This is a genomic window from Psychrobacter lutiphocae DSM 21542 (assembly GCF_000382145.1).
GTDB classification, from domain to species: Bacteria; Pseudomonadota; Gammaproteobacteria; order Pseudomonadales; family Moraxellaceae; genus Psychrobacter; species Psychrobacter lutiphocae.
Genome location: NZ_KB907629.1, coordinates 24,786 through 42,724, shown reverse-complemented (window position 1 = coordinate 42,724; position 17,939 = coordinate 24,786). Strand labels below are relative to the sequence as shown.

The 17,939-nt window shown below is 39.8% G+C and carries 11 protein-coding genes; 8 read left to right on the top strand and 3 right to left on the bottom strand.

Annotation, left to right across the window (positions count from 1 at the left end):
• The first annotated feature begins 216 nt into the window (after positions 1-216).
• The 8 genes from H140_RS0104470 to H140_RS0104435 all read left to right on the top strand — a co-directional run bounded on the left by H140_RS0104470 (position 217) and on the right by H140_RS0104435 (position 13,215).
• Complete coding sequence (locus tag H140_RS0104470) at positions 217-1,872, top strand: exonuclease SbcCD subunit D C-terminal domain-containing protein (RefSeq protein ID WP_019672462.1); 1,656 nt, start codon at positions 217-219, stop codon at positions 1,870-1,872.
• A 174-nt stretch (positions 1,873-2,046) separates the two neighbouring features.
• Positions 2,047-3,159 carry a Fic family protein gene (locus H140_RS0104465; RefSeq protein ID WP_019672461.1) on the top strand — a complete coding sequence of 371 codons (1,113 nt, stop codon included), beginning with the start codon at positions 2,047-2,049 and terminating at the stop codon, positions 3,157-3,159.
• A gap of 254 nt (positions 3,160-3,413) precedes the next feature.
• Positions 3,414-3,863, top strand: coding sequence for a hypothetical protein (locus tag H140_RS0104460; RefSeq protein WP_019672460.1), 450 nt, complete (start codon positions 3,414-3,416; stop codon positions 3,861-3,863).
• 147 nt (positions 3,864-4,010) lie between these two features.
• Entirely contained in the window at positions 4,011-4,835 is an 825-nt protein-coding gene (locus H140_RS0104455; RefSeq protein WP_019672459.1) for an AbiJ-NTD4 domain-containing protein, read from the top strand.
• Positions 4,836-5,351: 516 nt separating this feature from the next.
• Entirely contained in the window at positions 5,352-9,410 is a 4,059-nt protein-coding gene (locus H140_RS0104450; protein ID WP_019672458.1) for an AAA family ATPase, read from the top strand.
• A 550-nt stretch (positions 9,411-9,960) separates the two neighbouring features.
• Entirely contained in the window at positions 9,961-10,575 is a 615-nt protein-coding gene (locus H140_RS0104445) for a TetR/AcrR family transcriptional regulator (protein ID WP_019672457.1), read from the top strand.
• 284 nt (positions 10,576-10,859) lie between these two features.
• Positions 10,860-12,095 carry an iron-containing alcohol dehydrogenase gene (locus H140_RS0104440; RefSeq protein ID WP_019672456.1) on the top strand — a complete coding sequence of 412 codons (1,236 nt, stop codon included), beginning with the start codon at positions 10,860-10,862 and terminating at the stop codon, positions 12,093-12,095.
• Positions 12,096-12,153: 58 nt separating this feature from the next.
• Positions 12,154-13,215 (top strand): NADP-dependent oxidoreductase, encoded by a 1,062-nt coding sequence (locus H140_RS0104435; RefSeq protein WP_019672455.1) that lies wholly within the window; start codon positions 12,154-12,156, stop codon positions 13,213-13,215.
• Positions 13,216-13,444: 229 nt separating this feature from the next.
• Here the strand turns inward: H140_RS0104435 and H140_RS16035 are convergent, their stop codons facing one another.
• From H140_RS16035 to H140_RS0104420, 3 genes are all read right to left on the bottom strand, one after another.
• On the bottom strand, positions 13,445-14,809 hold the full coding sequence (locus tag H140_RS16035; RefSeq protein ID WP_019672454.1) for a WG repeat-containing protein: 1,365 nt from the start codon (positions 14,807-14,809) through the stop codon (positions 13,445-13,447).
• A gap of 270 nt (positions 14,810-15,079) precedes the next feature.
• Entirely contained in the window at positions 15,080-16,408 is a 1,329-nt protein-coding gene (locus H140_RS0104425) for a D-arabinono-1,4-lactone oxidase (protein WP_019672453.1), read from the bottom strand.
• On the bottom strand, positions 16,396-17,604 hold the full coding sequence (locus H140_RS0104420) for an alanine racemase (protein ID WP_019672452.1): 1,209 nt from the start codon (positions 17,602-17,604) through the stop codon (positions 16,396-16,398). The genes H140_RS0104425 and H140_RS0104420 overlap by 13 nt, the downstream gene beginning before the upstream one ends.
• Positions 17,605-17,939: the final 335 nt, after the last annotated feature.

Genomic DNA, 17,939 nt, shown 5'->3' with positions numbered 1-17,939 from the left:
CCTCAGGAAGAGCAAACATCGTTTATTTGTCAATTCTGCCATAATATTTAACGGACATATTCTTTAGCCACTCATATTGAGTATTTATCTTTTGTGGTATGATTATTTAACTTTCAAACACTTATTGATATAGCCTGATTGACACTGTGTCAACCAATAAGCCGAGCCCTTAACTATTAAAATAATATTAACTATTAAATCGTTGTAAAATCTACTATGTCGAAGTCTATCGAACTATCTACCCACTCAAAGCCTTTAACCGTATTACATACCTCAGACTGGCATTTAGGTCGCCGTTTGTATGGTCAATTGCGCTATGAAGAATTTGAAGCATTTTTAGCATGGCTAGAAGACGCCATTAGCCACTATCAAGTCGATATCTTAATCGTGGCAGGTGATATTTTCGATACCATGACTCCAAGCAATCGAGCACAATCACTGTACTATGAATTTTTGGGTCGGGTTGCGCATTCAATCTGTCAGCATATCGTTATCGTTGCAGGCAATCACGACTCCCCTACTTTTTTGGACGCGCCAGCCAACGTACTCAAGTTTTTAAACGTACATGTGGTCGGTACAGCTTGTGAAGATTTAGAGGATGAAGTATTGACGCTTAGCGATAACGAAGGCAATCCGTTTTGCATCATAACTGCTGTTCCTTATCTGCGTGATCGTGATGTTCGCAGTAGCCGTGCGGGCGAGTCTGATAGTGATAAAGACAGCAAAGTCATCGAAGGTATCAAAGCCCATTATGATGGCGTAGCGGACATCGCCAAAGCTCGACAAAATGAGCTTACCAACCAATATCAGTACCATATTCCGATTATCGCTACCGGTCATTTGTTTGCATCAGGGGGACGCACCACGGATGATGACGGTGTACGCAATCTTTATGTGGGCTCATTGGGTAAAATATCTGCTGATATGTTTGCAGACTGCTTTGATTATGTGGCGCTTGGTCATTTGCATGTACCCCAACGTGTCGGTGGACGTGAGCACATTCGATATAGTGGTTCGCCGATTCCGATGGGTTTTGGGGAGGCTCGCCAGCAAAAGCAAGTTTTGTTGATTCAGTTTGGCGACACGATTGATGAGCATTTTGATGATACTCAACCTTTGCGATCTAAGCCAAATGAAACCTTGAGCACCTCAACATTACAAACCTCTACGTCAGAAAAATCTACTTCTGAAACACCCTCAAAAACATCGGTTAAGCCTAAGCTTAAAAATAAAGACAATCAATTTATAGATGATCTGTTTGCAGGTCTTGATGATGAACTTAATGAAAGTAATAACGAGCAAGATAAAGTAGATAAGGCTTCTGAAGAAATTCCGAATGATGAGATTCCAGCTGAGCCAGTTAATGTAGATAGTTTTGATATAGACAGTTTTGAGACAGATAGCTTTAAGACAGATGGCACCGATTCGCCCACCCCTGTTTATCACGATCACCATAAGCAGATGCAGATTACCTCTATACCCATCCCTACTTTTCAAAAGTTAATGCAGATTAAAGGCGATATGACGTATATTGCGAAGTCCATAAATGAGCTCCCAAAAGATGCGGTGATATGGTTGGAAGTTATTTATGAAGGTAATGAAATCGTGAGTAATCTTAATGAGGAAATACAGACGTTACTTGAAAATACTCCATTTAAAGCGCTAAAGATAAAGAACACGAATAATTATAATAAAGTATTAACGTCTGAGAATAGTACCGAGACCCTTCAAGACTTAAATGTGATGGAAGTATTTGAGCGCTGTATGACGGTGCATGAAATCGCTGAGTCACAAAAGGACGAGCTACGAGATGCCTATCAGCAGATATTGCATGAGGCGAGTCAAGAGGATGTTAATTCGGGTGGGGTTTGATTTAATTAAGACATATTTAAACAGTCAAATCTTCAAGAAAACTAAATAACACTTATCAACACCGCATCTAGTCGTCTTAAATACTCTTAACTCGTAAATTACACCTTAAGGGTTTATCCTATAAAGCCCCAACCAATATAAACATAAATACAGGTTGTAAAATTTGGATATGCTATGAAGCCACCCTTTATTCTTACCAATACCATGCTTAATCAAATCGTGCTAATCTCACAACAAATAGGACGATTAGAACTAGCCTATGAAAGGCAACTGCACCTAAGAAAAGACAATCGCCTGCGTTCTATTCAGTCGTCATTAGCCATAGAAAATAACTCATTAACCCTAACGCAAGTGACTGATATTATTAACGGTAAACGGGTGCTTGGCAACCCTAAAGAAATTCAAGAGGTTAAAAACGCCTATGATGCGTATGAGCAAATCTTAAAATTCGACCCTTATAGCATTAATGATTTTTTAAGAGCACATGGGATGATGACAAAGGGCTTGGCAGATTATTCAGGGAAGTGGCGACAAAGCGATATTGGCATCTATGACAGTTCAGGCAACCTTATCCATATGGGAGCACGCCCACAGTTTGTCCCTAAGCTCATGACGGATTTATTTAACTGGGCAAAAACCGACGACACGCCTATCTTAATAAAAAGTGCGGTGATGCACTATGAAATTGAAGTCATACACCCCTTTAGTGATGGAAATGGGCGCATGGGTAGGTTGTGGCAAACCGTATTATTAAGTATTCAAAACCCTGTGTTTGCATGGTTACCTGTGGAGACGATTGTTTATGAAAACCAAGCAGAATATTATAGAGTACTAGGGCTCGCTGATAAAGCCAATAACGCCACTGTGTTTATTGAGTTTATGCTTGATGCTATTTTGAATATGGTCAATGCCTACATTAATGAAGGTACTGATAAAGACGTTAGCTATAATCCTGATAACGCCAAAACCACTGATTTGAGCGATAAATCGGTAGAAATGAGCGATAAAAATGATGTTTTGAGCGATAAAGATAGAAAAATGGACGATAAAGTTGATATAGTGAGCGATAAATTAAGTAAGCTGACTGACAATGAAAAACAAGCTTATTTGTTGATTAGCGAATTCTTACAGACAAATTCGAGTATTAGTAATAGTGACGCTCAAATCTTGATAAACAAATCCGCCTCTACCATCAGACGCTACCTAAACGCATTAGTCCAGCAAGATTTATTAATCGCCAGTGGCGAGCGTAAAGCTAGAAAATATCGTTTGCCCGATCAATTTTAATGTCACTTGTACATAGCATGAAGAAGTATTTGAACGATGTATGACGGTGCATGAAATCGCTTAGTGGCAAAAAGACGAGCTACGAGATGCTTATCAGCAGATATTGCATGAGGCGAGTCAAGAGGATGTTAATTCGGGTTAGGTTAGGCTTAAAGTCCAGCCTTATCTAGCAAATAAACGAATTTAATAACATATTATCCCTGATAAACCTAATAGTGTCTTTTATTGCCACGTTGTTATGTATTGGAGAAATAATGAACGAAAGATATTTAAAATTAGAAGTCATCTGGAAAGATGAGCATATGTTTGAATTAAAAGTTATGGCAAATAATGGCAGATACTCTGGAATCACAGAAGTTTATGAAGTATCTGATTCTTTAATCAAATTCGTAAATGACCTTAATGGATTTCCCTTGGGAAAAGAAAAAGTGACTCATTCTTGCGGAGAAAAAGACAGTTACGCTTATTTCAAAATGGAGTTTTATAAAATCGGATTGACTGGAAAATGCGGAGTGCTCATTACAATGGAAGAAAATGTTCCAACGGAATTCAGAAAAGAAGAGAAAGATAAGCTAAAAATGGAACTGATAGTTGAACCGAACGCTATTGATATTTTTTGTGATGAACTGAAATTATTAGCTGAAAGCCAAAGTGGGATAGCGAAATTAAAAGCTGTAGGAAAGTATACGAACAACATTCTATAGCAAGCATAGCATGGGTGCTACTCACATAGCTAAAATTTTATTCGTGGGTTATCAAACACGCTACACTGGCTTATACCTTTAAACGTAATAAAGTCATGTATTTGGATATCAATAGAGAGTTGAACAATATGAGATTTTCACAAAGAATTGGCAAAAAAATCAGTAAGACAGTCGCTTCAAATAGAAAGTATTGATAAAGTTCTTGAAACTAAACTTTGGAATAATTTTTTAAATTATTTTTTAGATAAAATTTATAATAATACTAATTATGGCATAAATTCGAAGCAACAAAAAATTTGCAAAATTATTTGGTGTGATTTTTTCGAGCAAAGATCAGACGAAATCCCTTTGTTAACAAGTGGTACAGTTCATGTAAGTAGCGTCATAAAATATATAAAAGATTGGTTCTTTAATTCCAATTGGTATGAAAAATATGATTTCATGGAATATATCTCATTTTTAGACTATACAGATGTAAATACTAACTTCACTGAAAGTTGCAACTCAACTTTAGAAAGGGAGTCTGCTGGTTATAGAATTGTTGAACACAAAATAATACAAATAACTTCAGAAGAAGAAATTCTAGCTATTGAGGATGCGATAAATTCTTCTATCTCTATGAAATCTGTTGAGACACATCTTAGAACGGCTTTAGAATATCTATCCAGTAGAGAAAATCCAGATTATAGAAATTCAATAAAAGAATCTATTTCTGCGGTTGAATCATTTTGCAAAATATTGACCGGTGACTCTACTGCAACATTAGGTAAGGCTTTGAATAAAATTGAAAAATCTCATAAAATTCATGGAGCGTTAAGGAGTGCCTTTACTGCTTTGTATGGTTATACAAGTGATTCAGGTGGAATTAGACATTCTTTATTGGAAGATAACATTGAAGTTTCTATGGAAGATGCAAAGTTTATGCTCGTATCCTGTTCAGCGTTCATTAACTATCTGAAAGCAAAAGAATAAAAATTAGTATCAATAATAGCTATAACTAATAACTGTTAAAGTTCTATAAGATAATCATATACATAAAATAACGTTCAATTCGAAGTTAAAGTAGGGTACGCCCCGCGCACTTTTATATTATATAGTGTGATTGGTGCGCATGTCATGCCCTACCGATTTTATGTGAACGCTAAGCTTCAATTATTATGCTAACCTTTCATCGAAGGAGCGGTTTAGCCTCGATTTGAGAACCGTTAAAAAATTGCACTGCAATTTTAGGTTCGCAAGAGAAAATCCCTTAAAGGGGATTTTCTGAAAGGATATACTTGTTTGACCACAGTGTTGCGGTGACTTAGCTAGGAGCGTTATCGCTGAGTCAGGAACGCCACTGGCTAATAGCGTCTGTCCCCGTGCAAGCCAAGATAGTAGCGAAAAGCGAGATTAGCTACAAATACTGATTATTTTTAAAACTACCTTTACAACTACCTTTATACTTCCAACCCCAACTATTTCTAATATTATTTCTGTGATGACATCATGCGCTTAATCGAATTACGACTGAAAAACTTAAACTCTTTAAAAGGCGAATGGCATATCGATTTTAGCGATACGGCGTTTGTGAATGAAGGGATTTTTGCCATTACGGGTCAAACGGGCGCTGGCAAGACCACGATTTTGGACGCCATTTGTTTGGCGCTGTATGGAGCGACCCCTCGCCTTGGTGAGATTACCTCAACCAATGATGTGATGACACGGCTAACGGGTGAATGTTATGCCGAAGTGGTGATTGAGCTTAACGGTAAACAATACCGTTGCCGTTGGGGACAACGCCGTGCGTATGGTAAGTCTGATGGGAATTTGCAGAGTGCGACGCATGAGATCGCCGAAGTAAATATCGATAATCCGAGTGCGGGCGATAAAGTATTAGAGGAAAAATCGTCGCTGACTAAAAAGAAAATTATTGAACTGACGTCGATGGATTTTTCGCAGTTTACCCGCTCTATTTTGCTGGCGCAGGGCAGTTTTTCAGCATTCTTAAAAGCAAAAGCAGATGAACGTGCTGATATTTTGGAGAAGATTACCGGTACTGAAATTTATGCCGATATCTCAAAAAACGTGCATGAGAAGTTTCGTATCGAGAAGGAAGAGCTTGAGCGGATGCAAGCGGTGGCAAATAGTTTGTCGCTGTTGGATGCCGATACCGAAGCAGAGTACCGAGAGACGATTGACACTTTGAGTGGTGAGCTTGATACTAAGAAAGCCACGCAGGCAGGGTTTGAGGCGCAAATTAAATGGCTGGATGCGGTTGCGGATTTGCAAGGTAAGCAAAAACAGTATCAGCAGGATGTACAGGGTGCTGAGCAGGCGAAGTTGGGATTTATAGCGGATGCCGAGCGTTTGGATAAGGCAAACAAGGCGCTTGAGATTAGCAATGATTTTAATCAACTGGTGATCTATCGTCAGCATTTGGACAGCTTAAAAACAGACCAGCTTCAATGTAAGCACGATTTGAGAGAGGCTGAAGCTCAGCTTAGCCAAAATAAAGTTGATTTAGACCATGCCGTATCAGCCGAGCAAACGGCATCGAATCAGTATGAGAAAGCACAACCTCTGATTGGTGAGATACGGGGACTCAATGGTCAAATTTCGCAGACGCAACAGCGTTTGGATGACCAACAGACTCGTTATGACTCGCTGACCACCAATATTGATGGGCTAAACGCCTCTTTAAAGACGTCTAACATTGAGCAAGCACAGTTGCAGACTAAGCTGGATAAAGCAACTGATTATCTCTCGACTCGCTCGCATCATGAGTCACTTTCTCGTGATATTGAGTCGTTTCATCAGTTGGGTTTGCAGGTTAAAAATTTGTTAACCAACACTAAGGATAAGGCGTTACATCGGCAACAGGCAGTTAATAATTTAGCGCAGTTATCGCAGAAACTTGAATCACTCAAAAGTAGTCAGCAACAAGCGGATGCTCAAATTGAAAGTAAAAAACAAGAGGTTGACTCTTTAAAGGCGCAACATCGTAACTTATTGCAGGGGCAAACGTTGCAGTCACTACGTCATCAACAAAACCATATCGACCAAAGTAGCAAACAACTTAATGATATGCGTGCGCAATTTGGACAGATCGGTGAGGTTACTGCTCAAGTACAAGCGTTAATGGCTTTACTACCTAATAATCAGGCTAAGATTAATAAGTGTCAGCACCGTATTGAGACGAATGAACAGACGCTTGCTAGGCTAAATACCGAGCATGAGGATAAGAAAACCAATTTAGAGCTATTACAACAAGTTGCAAAGCTTGAGGACTTTATCCATTTGTTGCAAGACAATGAGCCTTGCCCGCTGTGTGGCTCGCTTGAGCATCCTTATGCGAGCAATCATCCGTTGTTAGAGAACACGTCACAAGATGCTTTGAAGCCCTCACCCATAGTGGAACTTAAAAACCGTTTGGGTGAATTATCGATTGAAATTAAGGATGTTGAGAAGCTTATTGCTGAAGATAAAATTAATTTGGCAACTTCGAAAAATGAGCTGAATGGTTATCAAAAACAGTTAAGTGAGCAGTTAGCTCAAGTATCTAAATTGGTCACTGATAATGCCTTACAGATAGCGAGTTTTGAGCAGTCTTTGGAGAAGGTTAGCCCTACCCTTTTAGCGAATTTTGATAAGTTTTCGTTAATATCCAAACTCAATGACTCACAAAAAGGTTTGGAATCATTCTTTAATAGACTTGATTTTGATAAACCTGCCAATAATGTTTCTAACGAAGATTTAGATAAGGTTAAAGCGGTTATCGATGATTTATTGACGTTGTTGCAAAGCGTTATACAGGATTTAGCATCGCAAAAGGACGCGCTTAACACGGTGCTAGATGACAACGATAGGTTAATGCACGATATTAATCAAAGCGAAACAGCACTTAAAGCTCTGCAAGATAACGCCCACTCTGCCTTGCAAGCAATAAATGATATCGAAACTGAGATTAAACTGAGTCAACAACAAGTTGCCAGTGATGACCGTTATATCGAGAGTAATACCGCTGAAATTAAGCGTTTGGTGCAGTCTATCGGTGAGTTAGCAAGTAGCTATAAGTCGGATGATAACGATAAGTGGATAACGCTTGACAATGAATTGAACCAGTTAAACAACTCTATAAGCGATAAGCAGGCTTTAACAAAGCTTGATCCTGAAACAGATATAGAGCCTCTGCGTGAGTATTGTAGAGGGATACGACTACTGCAAAAGGACTATGAGCAACAGCGAGAGCTTAGCCAATCGTTGAATAGCGAGATTAGTAATTTAGTTACTAAGATTAAAGGCTTAGAGAGTCAGCTTGAACAATTGCAAGGGGAACGGGATGCTTTAACTGGGTCTATTAATGATTTGCAAACCAACTTAAAGTCGCATCAAGACAATAGACAAACCCTATATCAAAAAATGCAGAACGAGTTAGATATTCAAATAGCTGACTCAAATAATAGCAAGGCAGATGATCATACTTATCTAAGAGCAGATATAGACGCCATTGAAAAACGCCTGCGTTTGGCAATGGATACTGCCAGACTAACGCTATCTAAAGTGAGAGAATCATATAATAATAACCAACAGCGTATCGAACAACTTAAGCAACAAGGGTTAAAGCTGGATAAAGTCATAACAGAAACCAGTGAAAACTTAACCCAGCAACAAGCGGTATTCGATAAATTGTTAAAAGATAATAATTTTGCCGATGAAATTCAGTTTAAAGAAGCTATGTTGGAGCGTGAGACTCGTGAAGCGTTAGCCAGACAACAACAACAGATAGACAGTGATTTAAAAATTGCGCAACATAAACTTCAAGATACCAAACAGCAATTAGCAGAAAAACTGGCACATCCGTTGGTTGAGGACGATGCTACTGATAAGAAGACACTTACAATCAAACTGTCAGCAATAGAGGTTGAGATATCAGAGCTTAATAAACAAATCGGCGCACTTGAACAAAAGCTTAAAGACAATGAAGCCAATAAAGCCAACCAACAGGCACAACTTGAGGCAATTAAAGAGCAACAACAATCATTTGCAGTGTGGCGTAATTTACGAGAGCTTATTGGCTCAGCAGATGGTAAAAAATATCGCACCTTTGCGCAAGGCTTGACCTTCCAAATCATGGTCAGTAACGCCAATACGCAGCTTAAAAAGATGAGTGACCGTTACCTGCTTACCCGTGATGAGGAAAATCCATTAGAGCTAAATGTCATTGATGACTATCAAGGTGGCGAGATTCGCAGTACCAAAAACTTATCGGGCGGTGAAGGGTTTATTATTAGTTTGGCGTTGGCGCTTGGATTGTCCAAAATGGCGAGTCAAAATATCAGTGTGGACTCGTTATTTTTGGATGAAGGGTTTGGTACGCTTGATGAGGACTCGCTTGATATTGCCCTTAATACATTGACTAACCTGCAAGCAGAAGGCAAATTGATTGGGGTCATCTCACATGTTCAGAGCTTAAAAGAGCGAATATTGACTCAAATTAAGGTTGAGAAAATATCAGGTGGGCACAGTCAGATTAGTGGAACGGGGTGTTATAAGATTGCAAATTAACACCCGAAACACAATTGGCGTGCATGCTTAGATAAATAGACACCATTTATTAAATTTATTATTTGGTTAAAAACATGTCATTTATCAGCAAGTGAATAAGTCAGGTTCTGTTATATGCTAAATACAAGATATAACGAACACGAAATACGATTAACCAAAAATATGAGCACGTAATAGGTTGTGGTTTAACAATGAATAACTGTGTTTACGTCATGGCTATGAGTTTAGTCTCAGTCATTTCACTCACCCCTCAATTCAAACCTTTCAAGAGTTTTTATATGTTAACATAAGAGCTAATAGACAACTGACCTAGATGCCCTACTACACTCTCTAATTGAACTGTTCCGATCTTAATCACCTCCCTACATAGTCTGATTACAACGGTAATCACCACAACAACCTATACCATTGATTGAAGTGTCTGCTAAGTTACTCATTTTTTGAATATTTCAGTATTATTAAATTTTCGATTCTATATGCGCTTGATAGTGTTAAGAGCTTATTATTAGGTATAAAGGACTTAGACTTATTATTAAAGGACGACAAGATTATGACTTCCGCCAAATCCGATTTATTAAATACTCCCGCTAGAGACACTAAATCCCACCTTTTAGCGACAGGTTATCAGTTACTGTCTCAAAAAGGGTTTACAGCCGTAGGTATTAAACAAATATTAGATACCGCTGGCGTGCCTAAAGGTTCGTTTTATCACTACTTTGCATCAAAAGAAGCGTTTGGTGAGGCTATTATTAAAAGTTACTTTGAGCACTACAAACACCGCCTTGATGCCATCTCTGGTGAAGATACTAGCGCGCAACAAAAGCTGGTTAACTATTTTGAATTTTGGTACAACACCCAACAAAATGGATATAACCACGAAAAATGCTTAGTGGTTAAATTAAGTGGTGAAGTATCAGATATCTCAGATCCGATGCGAGAAGCATTAGCGGGTGGCTCTATGCAAACTATTAGCTGGATTAGTGAACAAATTAAAGCTGGCTGGATTGACGGCTCAATACTTAAAAACACGGACTTAAATGCTAAAAGTATTGCCAATCGCTGGTATTATGCATGGCTTGGGGCAAGTCTTATCGCTAAAACCAGTCGCACAAACAGCCCGCTTAACGAAGTGTGGCAGATGACAATTTCTGAGCTTGGACTCTAAAATATAAGATTTTAAAAATCCAGAAGCAATTTAATACGCTCCTATTAAGTGAGGCGTTTCCACTAATTATGAGATAGTTTTGTAAAACAACTAGACGACCAGTCTAATCTAACTATATTATAGCCCCCATCAATCGAGATTTATTTCAAACGTATTAAGGGTTGGGGGTTGGTTACGTGGTTGTGCTATCAGCTCATTTTTATCTTTAAGCTATATATGTTTTCAATTATTATTTTTTTATTATCTACTATTGCACTAACTAGTTACTAAACTTAGGGGTTTTTATGAATAACTTTCAATACCACAACCCAGTACGCATCGTGTTTGGTGAAGGCCAAATCAGAGAATTATCAAAGTTAGTACCAACTGACGCTCGTGTACTTATCACTTATGGTGGCGGTTCAGCCAAGCGCACTGGCACCCTTGATGAAGTAAAAGACGCTCTAAATGCTGAGGGCAGCAAACGTGAAATATTTGAGTTTGGTGGTATTGAGCCAAATCCAGAATTTACCACGCTTATGCAAGCAGCCGATATGGTTAATAAGCATAATATTGACTTCATTTTAGCAGTTGGCGGAGGCTCAGTAATTGACGGCAGTAAATTTGTTGCCTTGGTTTCTCACTTAACCGAAGAAGATGGCGACACTTCAAATTCTGATATTTCACAAAGAGTATCTCGCGATAAAGCATGGGATGCCCTTACCAGCTATACCAAAAATATCAACTCAGCCATAGATTTAGGTGCGGTATTGACCATTCCAGCTACGGGTTCTGAAATGAACTCTGGGGGTGTGATTAACTATAATGAACGTCAAGCAAAACTGCCATTTGGTAACCCACTTGCTTATCCTAAATTCTCAATTTTGGATCCAACGAAAACCTTAACCCTGCCTGAACGTCAAGTCATGAATGGAGTGGCAGATGCCTTTGTCCATGTCATGGAGCAGTATTTAACTTACCCTGTGAATGCGAAGGTGCAAGATGCCTTTGCTGAAAGCTTACTTAAAATTTTAATTACTGAAGGTCGAGCGGTCAAAGCCAACCCAGATGATTTAGAAGTACGTAAAAATATCATGTGGACAGCGACTATGGCGCTAAACGGTCTTATCGGTACTGGCGTGCCACAAGATTGGACCACACACATGATTGGTCATGAGTTAACCTCATTACATGGCATCGATCACGCTCGTACCTTGACTATCGTATTACCATCGCTGATGCGTGAGTTAAAAGATAGTAAGCAAGATAAACTACTGCAATATGCTCGTAACGTTTGGGGTATCAGTGCTGAAGATATGAAAGATAACGATGAAGCAATTGAACAAGCAATCGTGCGCACCGAAAACTTCTTTAAAGAGTTAGGTTTGCCGATTAATTTTGCAGATGCAAACTTAGATGAAACCGCCATTGACCCCATCATCAAGCAGTTAGAAGCCCACGGCATGACCAAACTGGGTGAACACAAAACCAATGACTTAGAGGTCTCGAGCCGTATTCTGCAACGTGCAGCTCACGCTTAAACTTAATTATAATTATAAAGCTTACCTAAGATTAATAAGATAAATAAGGATTATTACAATGAGTTTTGACAATGCCCAATCAAGTCATACCAATCGTCAAATTAAACTTGCCAGTCGTCCACATGGTAAGCCTGTTGATGACAACTTTAAACTAACCACAACCGAGATCCCAACCCCAGCAAAAAATCAAATGCTATTACGCACTATATACCTATCACTAGATCCTTACATGCGTGGGCGCATGAGTGATGCCAAAAGCTATGCTGATCCGTTAGAAGTTGGCGATGTGATGCTTGGCGCCACTGTCTCTCAAGTTGTTGAATCAAACCTTGAGGAGTTTAGTAAAGGTGATATTGTCATCGCCTATTCTGGATGGCAAGACTATGCGCTAAGTAATGGCGAAGGCGTGTATAAGCTGACCAAAGAGATGTCTAACCCTTCTTATGGTTTAGGCGTATTAGGCATGCCAGGTTTTACCGGTTTTATGGGTCTCACCGATATCGGTAAACCGCAAGCGGGCGAAACCTTAGTAGTCGCAGCGGCAACGGGGCCTGTTGGTGCCACCGTCGGTCAAGTGGGTAAATTGCAGGGTCTAAAAGTCATCGGTGTCGCTGGTGGTGAAGATAAATGCAAATTCGCTGTTGAAGAATTAGGCTTTGATGCTTGTATCGATCACCGTGCTGATGATTTTGAAGTTCAATTAGCCGCAGCTTGCCCAGATGGTATTGATATCTATTATGAAAACGTCGGTGGCCATGTGTTCGATGCCGTATTGCCACTGCTAAATGCTCATGCTCGTATTCCTGTTTGTGGCCTCGCCGCTCACTATAACCAAACCGAGCTACCAGATGGTAAAGATCGTTTAAGCTTACTTATGAGCACCATCTTAAGACAGCGCTTAACGGTTAAAGGCTTTATCATCTTTGAAGAGTATAGCGATCACTTCCCTGAGTTCTTACAAACCATGGGTAAATGGGTCTCGGAAGGTAAAGTGAAAACCAAAGAGCACATCGTTGATGGTCTAGGCAATGCGCCACAGGGCTTTATTGATATGTTAGAAGGTGGTAACTTTGGCAAAACTGTGGTCAAAGTAGCAGATATACAAAAGACAATTCTTTAAGATTGGCTTTTTGATAATGGATATCCCTTGGCGACCACTGATTTGTGGTCGCTTATTTTTTATGCTTAGGCTATTTTGAACGATCAGCCTAGGTACAAATAACACCAAATCTGAAAATTAAGATATCGAGGAAAACAAGTGCAAACGCTACAAATAGTTGTAGGTTTAGCGAGCTTGACAAAGATAGGTTAATTTTTAGAAAAGGTATAAACTGTTCTACCTGTTCTACCTAACAACCCACATAGATGCCTTCAAAGTTAATACACATTTGCGTACCATTTGGCATATTGGCAACCCACGCTTTGCCTCCAGTGAACACAAAGGGCTTTACACCTTTGTAAGTGACGCCTGTGCCTCGGTGTACCGCAGACTCTGCAAAATCAAACGGAATGACCAGCTCGCCAGCTAAGTTGACAAAGCCCCATTTATCCTGCATACGCACACCTGCCAGTCCTTCTGAAAATGGAGTTACTTGGCTAAACGAAAAAGTAATCATCGGTATACCAGTGCGGTTGACAAAACCCCATTTACCGTCACGTTGTTCAGGCTTCCAAATTTCTCTATCCATTGAGCTGGGTTTTGGTTTGGCATTAACCTCAATAGTCTCTGCTACCAAGCCTGCTACTGTACCATTTGGCCCCGCTGTTGTACTATTTGTACTTGGTACTGACGATGAGCTTAATGGTGTGGGATTAATGATTTGAATAGATGAACGATTGGTTGTGCTACTGCCAAGACTTTGTGCAGCCGTAAGTCCAGAGTTGGTTGGCTTGATCGGGGTCGCCACATCTGGTGGTAGGCTTGAAGTTGACGTCGGTCTGCTATTAACTATGGTAATTTTGTTGCTGGTGATTACTGAGGGATATGAAGTGGTGGCTGTCTGAGTATTCGCTTGTACTCTGCTATGGCCGCTCGATGCAGCAACAGGTATCGCTATACTTTGTCTACTGCTTGAAACCGCTGGCTGCTTGTTAATGATACGTCCATTTAAATCCAACCACTGGGCTTGATTGTTGTAACGAATACTGGCCATATTGCCATGATAGTCACTGATACTCTGATTATTGGCTGAAAATGGGACTATCACCCGGTTGTTGGTATCTATCACGCCAAACTTTCCATCTTTTTTGACTACAATACGATTGTTGCTAACTGCTCGTGACCAGCCCTTGGTCTGGCTATCATTGCTAATGATATCGTAAATAGGCGGAATAACCTCACGTCCTGCCATATCAATATAACCAACTTTGCCAAGTCTTTGTACAGGCACTAGCCCATCTTTTAACTTATTAACATCAATCCCATTATAGCGGGTTAAATCTGCAACTGGACGACCAGCTTTGTTTATTAAAGCAACAGGTTGCCCTGAGTCTTTTAGTGCCAAAAAGTATTGGCTACTAGCCGTACAAAATACGTTTGAATAGTAGCTATTAGGTACTTGACAAGCATACGCTGCTAGTGGTGCTGTCATTATGGCGCTAACCACACCCAATTTTAATAAAGTGGATTTGAACTTACCCACAGCGGTTGATGCTTTTAGATTACAAAGATGTTTTTTTAAATATCTACCTTGGGCACTGGTTGGATTACTCATGGTGTTTGCTATTATCATAAGGTTGATTAAGTCGTTGGTCATAGGTTGATTTTATAGAGCCTGATTTTTACATCATTATCAAATCATCAATATCAAATAAAGACAGGCTCTAGTAAAAAATTAAAACATTGATAAGTTTAGCGATTGATAAGTTTAGCGTAAACATAGCAGAAAAACCAAAGAAACCGACAAAATAAAATAATCCAGCAAAGATGTTACGCATACCAGATACGATAGATTAAGCATATTATTTGCCGAGCACCTGCAACACTACTGAAATTTTTGCTCAAACCAACTGTTAAAAAATACTTTGTCAGGATCATATTGCTCACGAATCTCTAAAAACCGCTTAAGCTGCGGATACAAGGCGTGTAATTCTTCACTACTGAGTTTATTCACCTTACCCCAATGCGGACGACCATTCCACTTTTTCATATACTCATAGACCCAATCAAACAAGGGATCACTGTCCATGCCTTTATAGACGTGGAAAGACAATACCACACTGTCCTCACCTTGAGTAGGGCTTAGCATGCCAGTTTCACCCTTATGAGTCCGCACCTCAATTGGAAAATGCGAGTTTTTATTATCCGCTAGTAAGATATCATTCACCTCGGTAATACAGGCATCAAAATCACTCAGCTTAATAAAATATTCAGTCTCGTTAAATTTAACCCCACGAGGCGTTGGAAACACCTCATAACTATACCCTTCACGAAAGGTATTAGGCACAGATCCAGCGGCTATTTGGCTCACTCTTTTGGTCAGCTTTGGATAGATTCTTGCTATTTCAGATAGCAGATAAAACGCTCCATTTAATACCACCCAGCTCTCAAAATTGTCTTTAAGCTTTTGACCACGACGCATTGGTGTAGGCTCAATCACAGATAAAGTCTTTTGCTGCAACATATTAGTGCCAGGAAACAAAAACCATTCTAAATGTCGGTGACTATGAATGGCATCATGCCAGCCTGCAAGACCCTCTTCGAACTCTAGGCGCTCGTTAGATTCCCGCAAACCATAAATATCTACCGCTTGAATGGTTAACTTAGTAAACACACCTAACATACCTAAGCTGACATGTAGCGCATTGCCAAGGTCATCGGTTTCAGGGTTACCACGTTCATGCGTATGCAGCTCACCAGTACCATCTACCCACTCCCACGCAACAACTTGATTGGCAACTGAGCCTAAAGTAATACCCGTCCCGTGGGTTGCTGTACTTGCTGCACCAGCTATGGTTTGTGCTTGCACATCGCCCATATTCTCAAGCGCTAAGCCATGTTCGCGCAGGGCGTCACCAATTTCATGTAAATACGTACCGGCGTACAAAGTCGCTTGTTTTTTCTCCTTATCTACTGATATTAAGCCTCTAATATTATCAAGACTAATGGCAATTTCTTCAGGTTTGGCGCAACCACTAAATGAGTGCGCTGCCCCTGTGACACGTACTCGCTTCTTATCAATGCGAGCTTGCTTAATAATACTTTGCAGTTCTTCTACCGATGAGGGTGTCAATTTTTGCTCTGGTTCTGCTGTCACATAGCCGACCCAGTTTTCCCAGCTTTTTTTATTATTCCAGTTATTTAGTGAAAACATTGTCCCTCTCCTCTATACGTTGTCATAGTATATGCAGCTCCTTCTGCGGTTAATTGAGCGTTTGCGCGATAGCACACAAGCTCATTGAAATGTTCACATAACTCGCCAGCTTTGGCGTGGCGACACCATACCGCATCGCCTATTTGTGGCATCATGCCGTTTTTAATAATTTTAGAATCAACCACAAGTGGGGTCTGAACTTCACCATAGCCCTCATCAGGCAAGATAGACAAGCCTTGTGGATAGTGCACAATAGGCGCTTTGTCGATACCTACTGCACCAGAAGCAATAAATCCGCCCCCGTGACAGGTAATGACATGTTTCTCAGGCCGTCTTGTAATGGGTAACGCAAATCCTGCGGCGGGCTTAAAGTCTGCCATACTATCCATATAATCAAAATAAGCTGGCTTGTAATAGGCTGAGCCCACTGTGATTTCGGTCACTTCAGGCTGACTGGAAGTAAAATCCATACTCCCACTACCACCCCCATTTACTATCTTTAAATCAACCCCTTGTTTAATTAACCAGCTAACCAATGAACCTCGGCGAGTTGACACCTGCTTCTGTGAGCGATTTTTTAACATTTTTATTGCTGGACTAAGCATGGTCTTACCCGGCAGATGCTCAGGCAGTCCTGCTATTTGAGCCTCATAGCCCATCAAGGCGACTAATTTTACATGTCGGCAGCTTTTAATATGTTTAAGCAGCTTTTTAACATCTCTTTTTTTGATAAGCGCAGAACGTTTGGTGCCAAAATACAGCTTAGGAAGTGGCATCGACATATTAATATCAAGACAAATCTCTACCGTTTGGTTTTGACTTTTAGCGATTTGATTTAAGACATCTACCTGCTCAGGGCGGTCAACCATCCAAACCATCGTTGCCCCTTGCTTGGTGTATTCAAAAGTTTTAGCAATACTCTGGGTATCTAAGGTGGGATAAGCGCAAAGGATATTATCAAATCCATTTTCTAACAGATATGCTGACTCGTCTGCTGCATATGACATTAAGCCAATATAATTGGGGGATTTATCGATAATATATTTTAGAACATCAATAGAGCGAATTGATTTGGTGGCAAGGCGAAGATGAACGGCTTTGGTTTTTTCATTTACCAATTTGATATTATGGTCAAGTGCGTCTAAATCGAGCCATGCAGAGGGTTTTTTGGGCGAGTCTAATTGAGCAAAATCCATTTTGCATTCCTTAAATTAAAATAATTTCAGCAATATTAAAGTCTTACAAGTTTGAAGCGTCAGTTGACTTAAGTCAACAATCACGAGCACAATGAGGACAGTCATAGTCGTCATTAGAAAATAGGTTGAGTTAACGAACTAAAATACTAACCAAACAATGGCCACACCACTAAAACTGTTACGCTTCTATCCAACTATGACTATATTAGCGCATCCTTATTATTAATATAATCGTTAAGTCTCTCTTTATATAGGAAAATATAAAAACTGATGCGTCGTCTCTTTCTATCATCAAAAAAACAGCATGACGATAGTCATGCTGTTATAAGCCTACA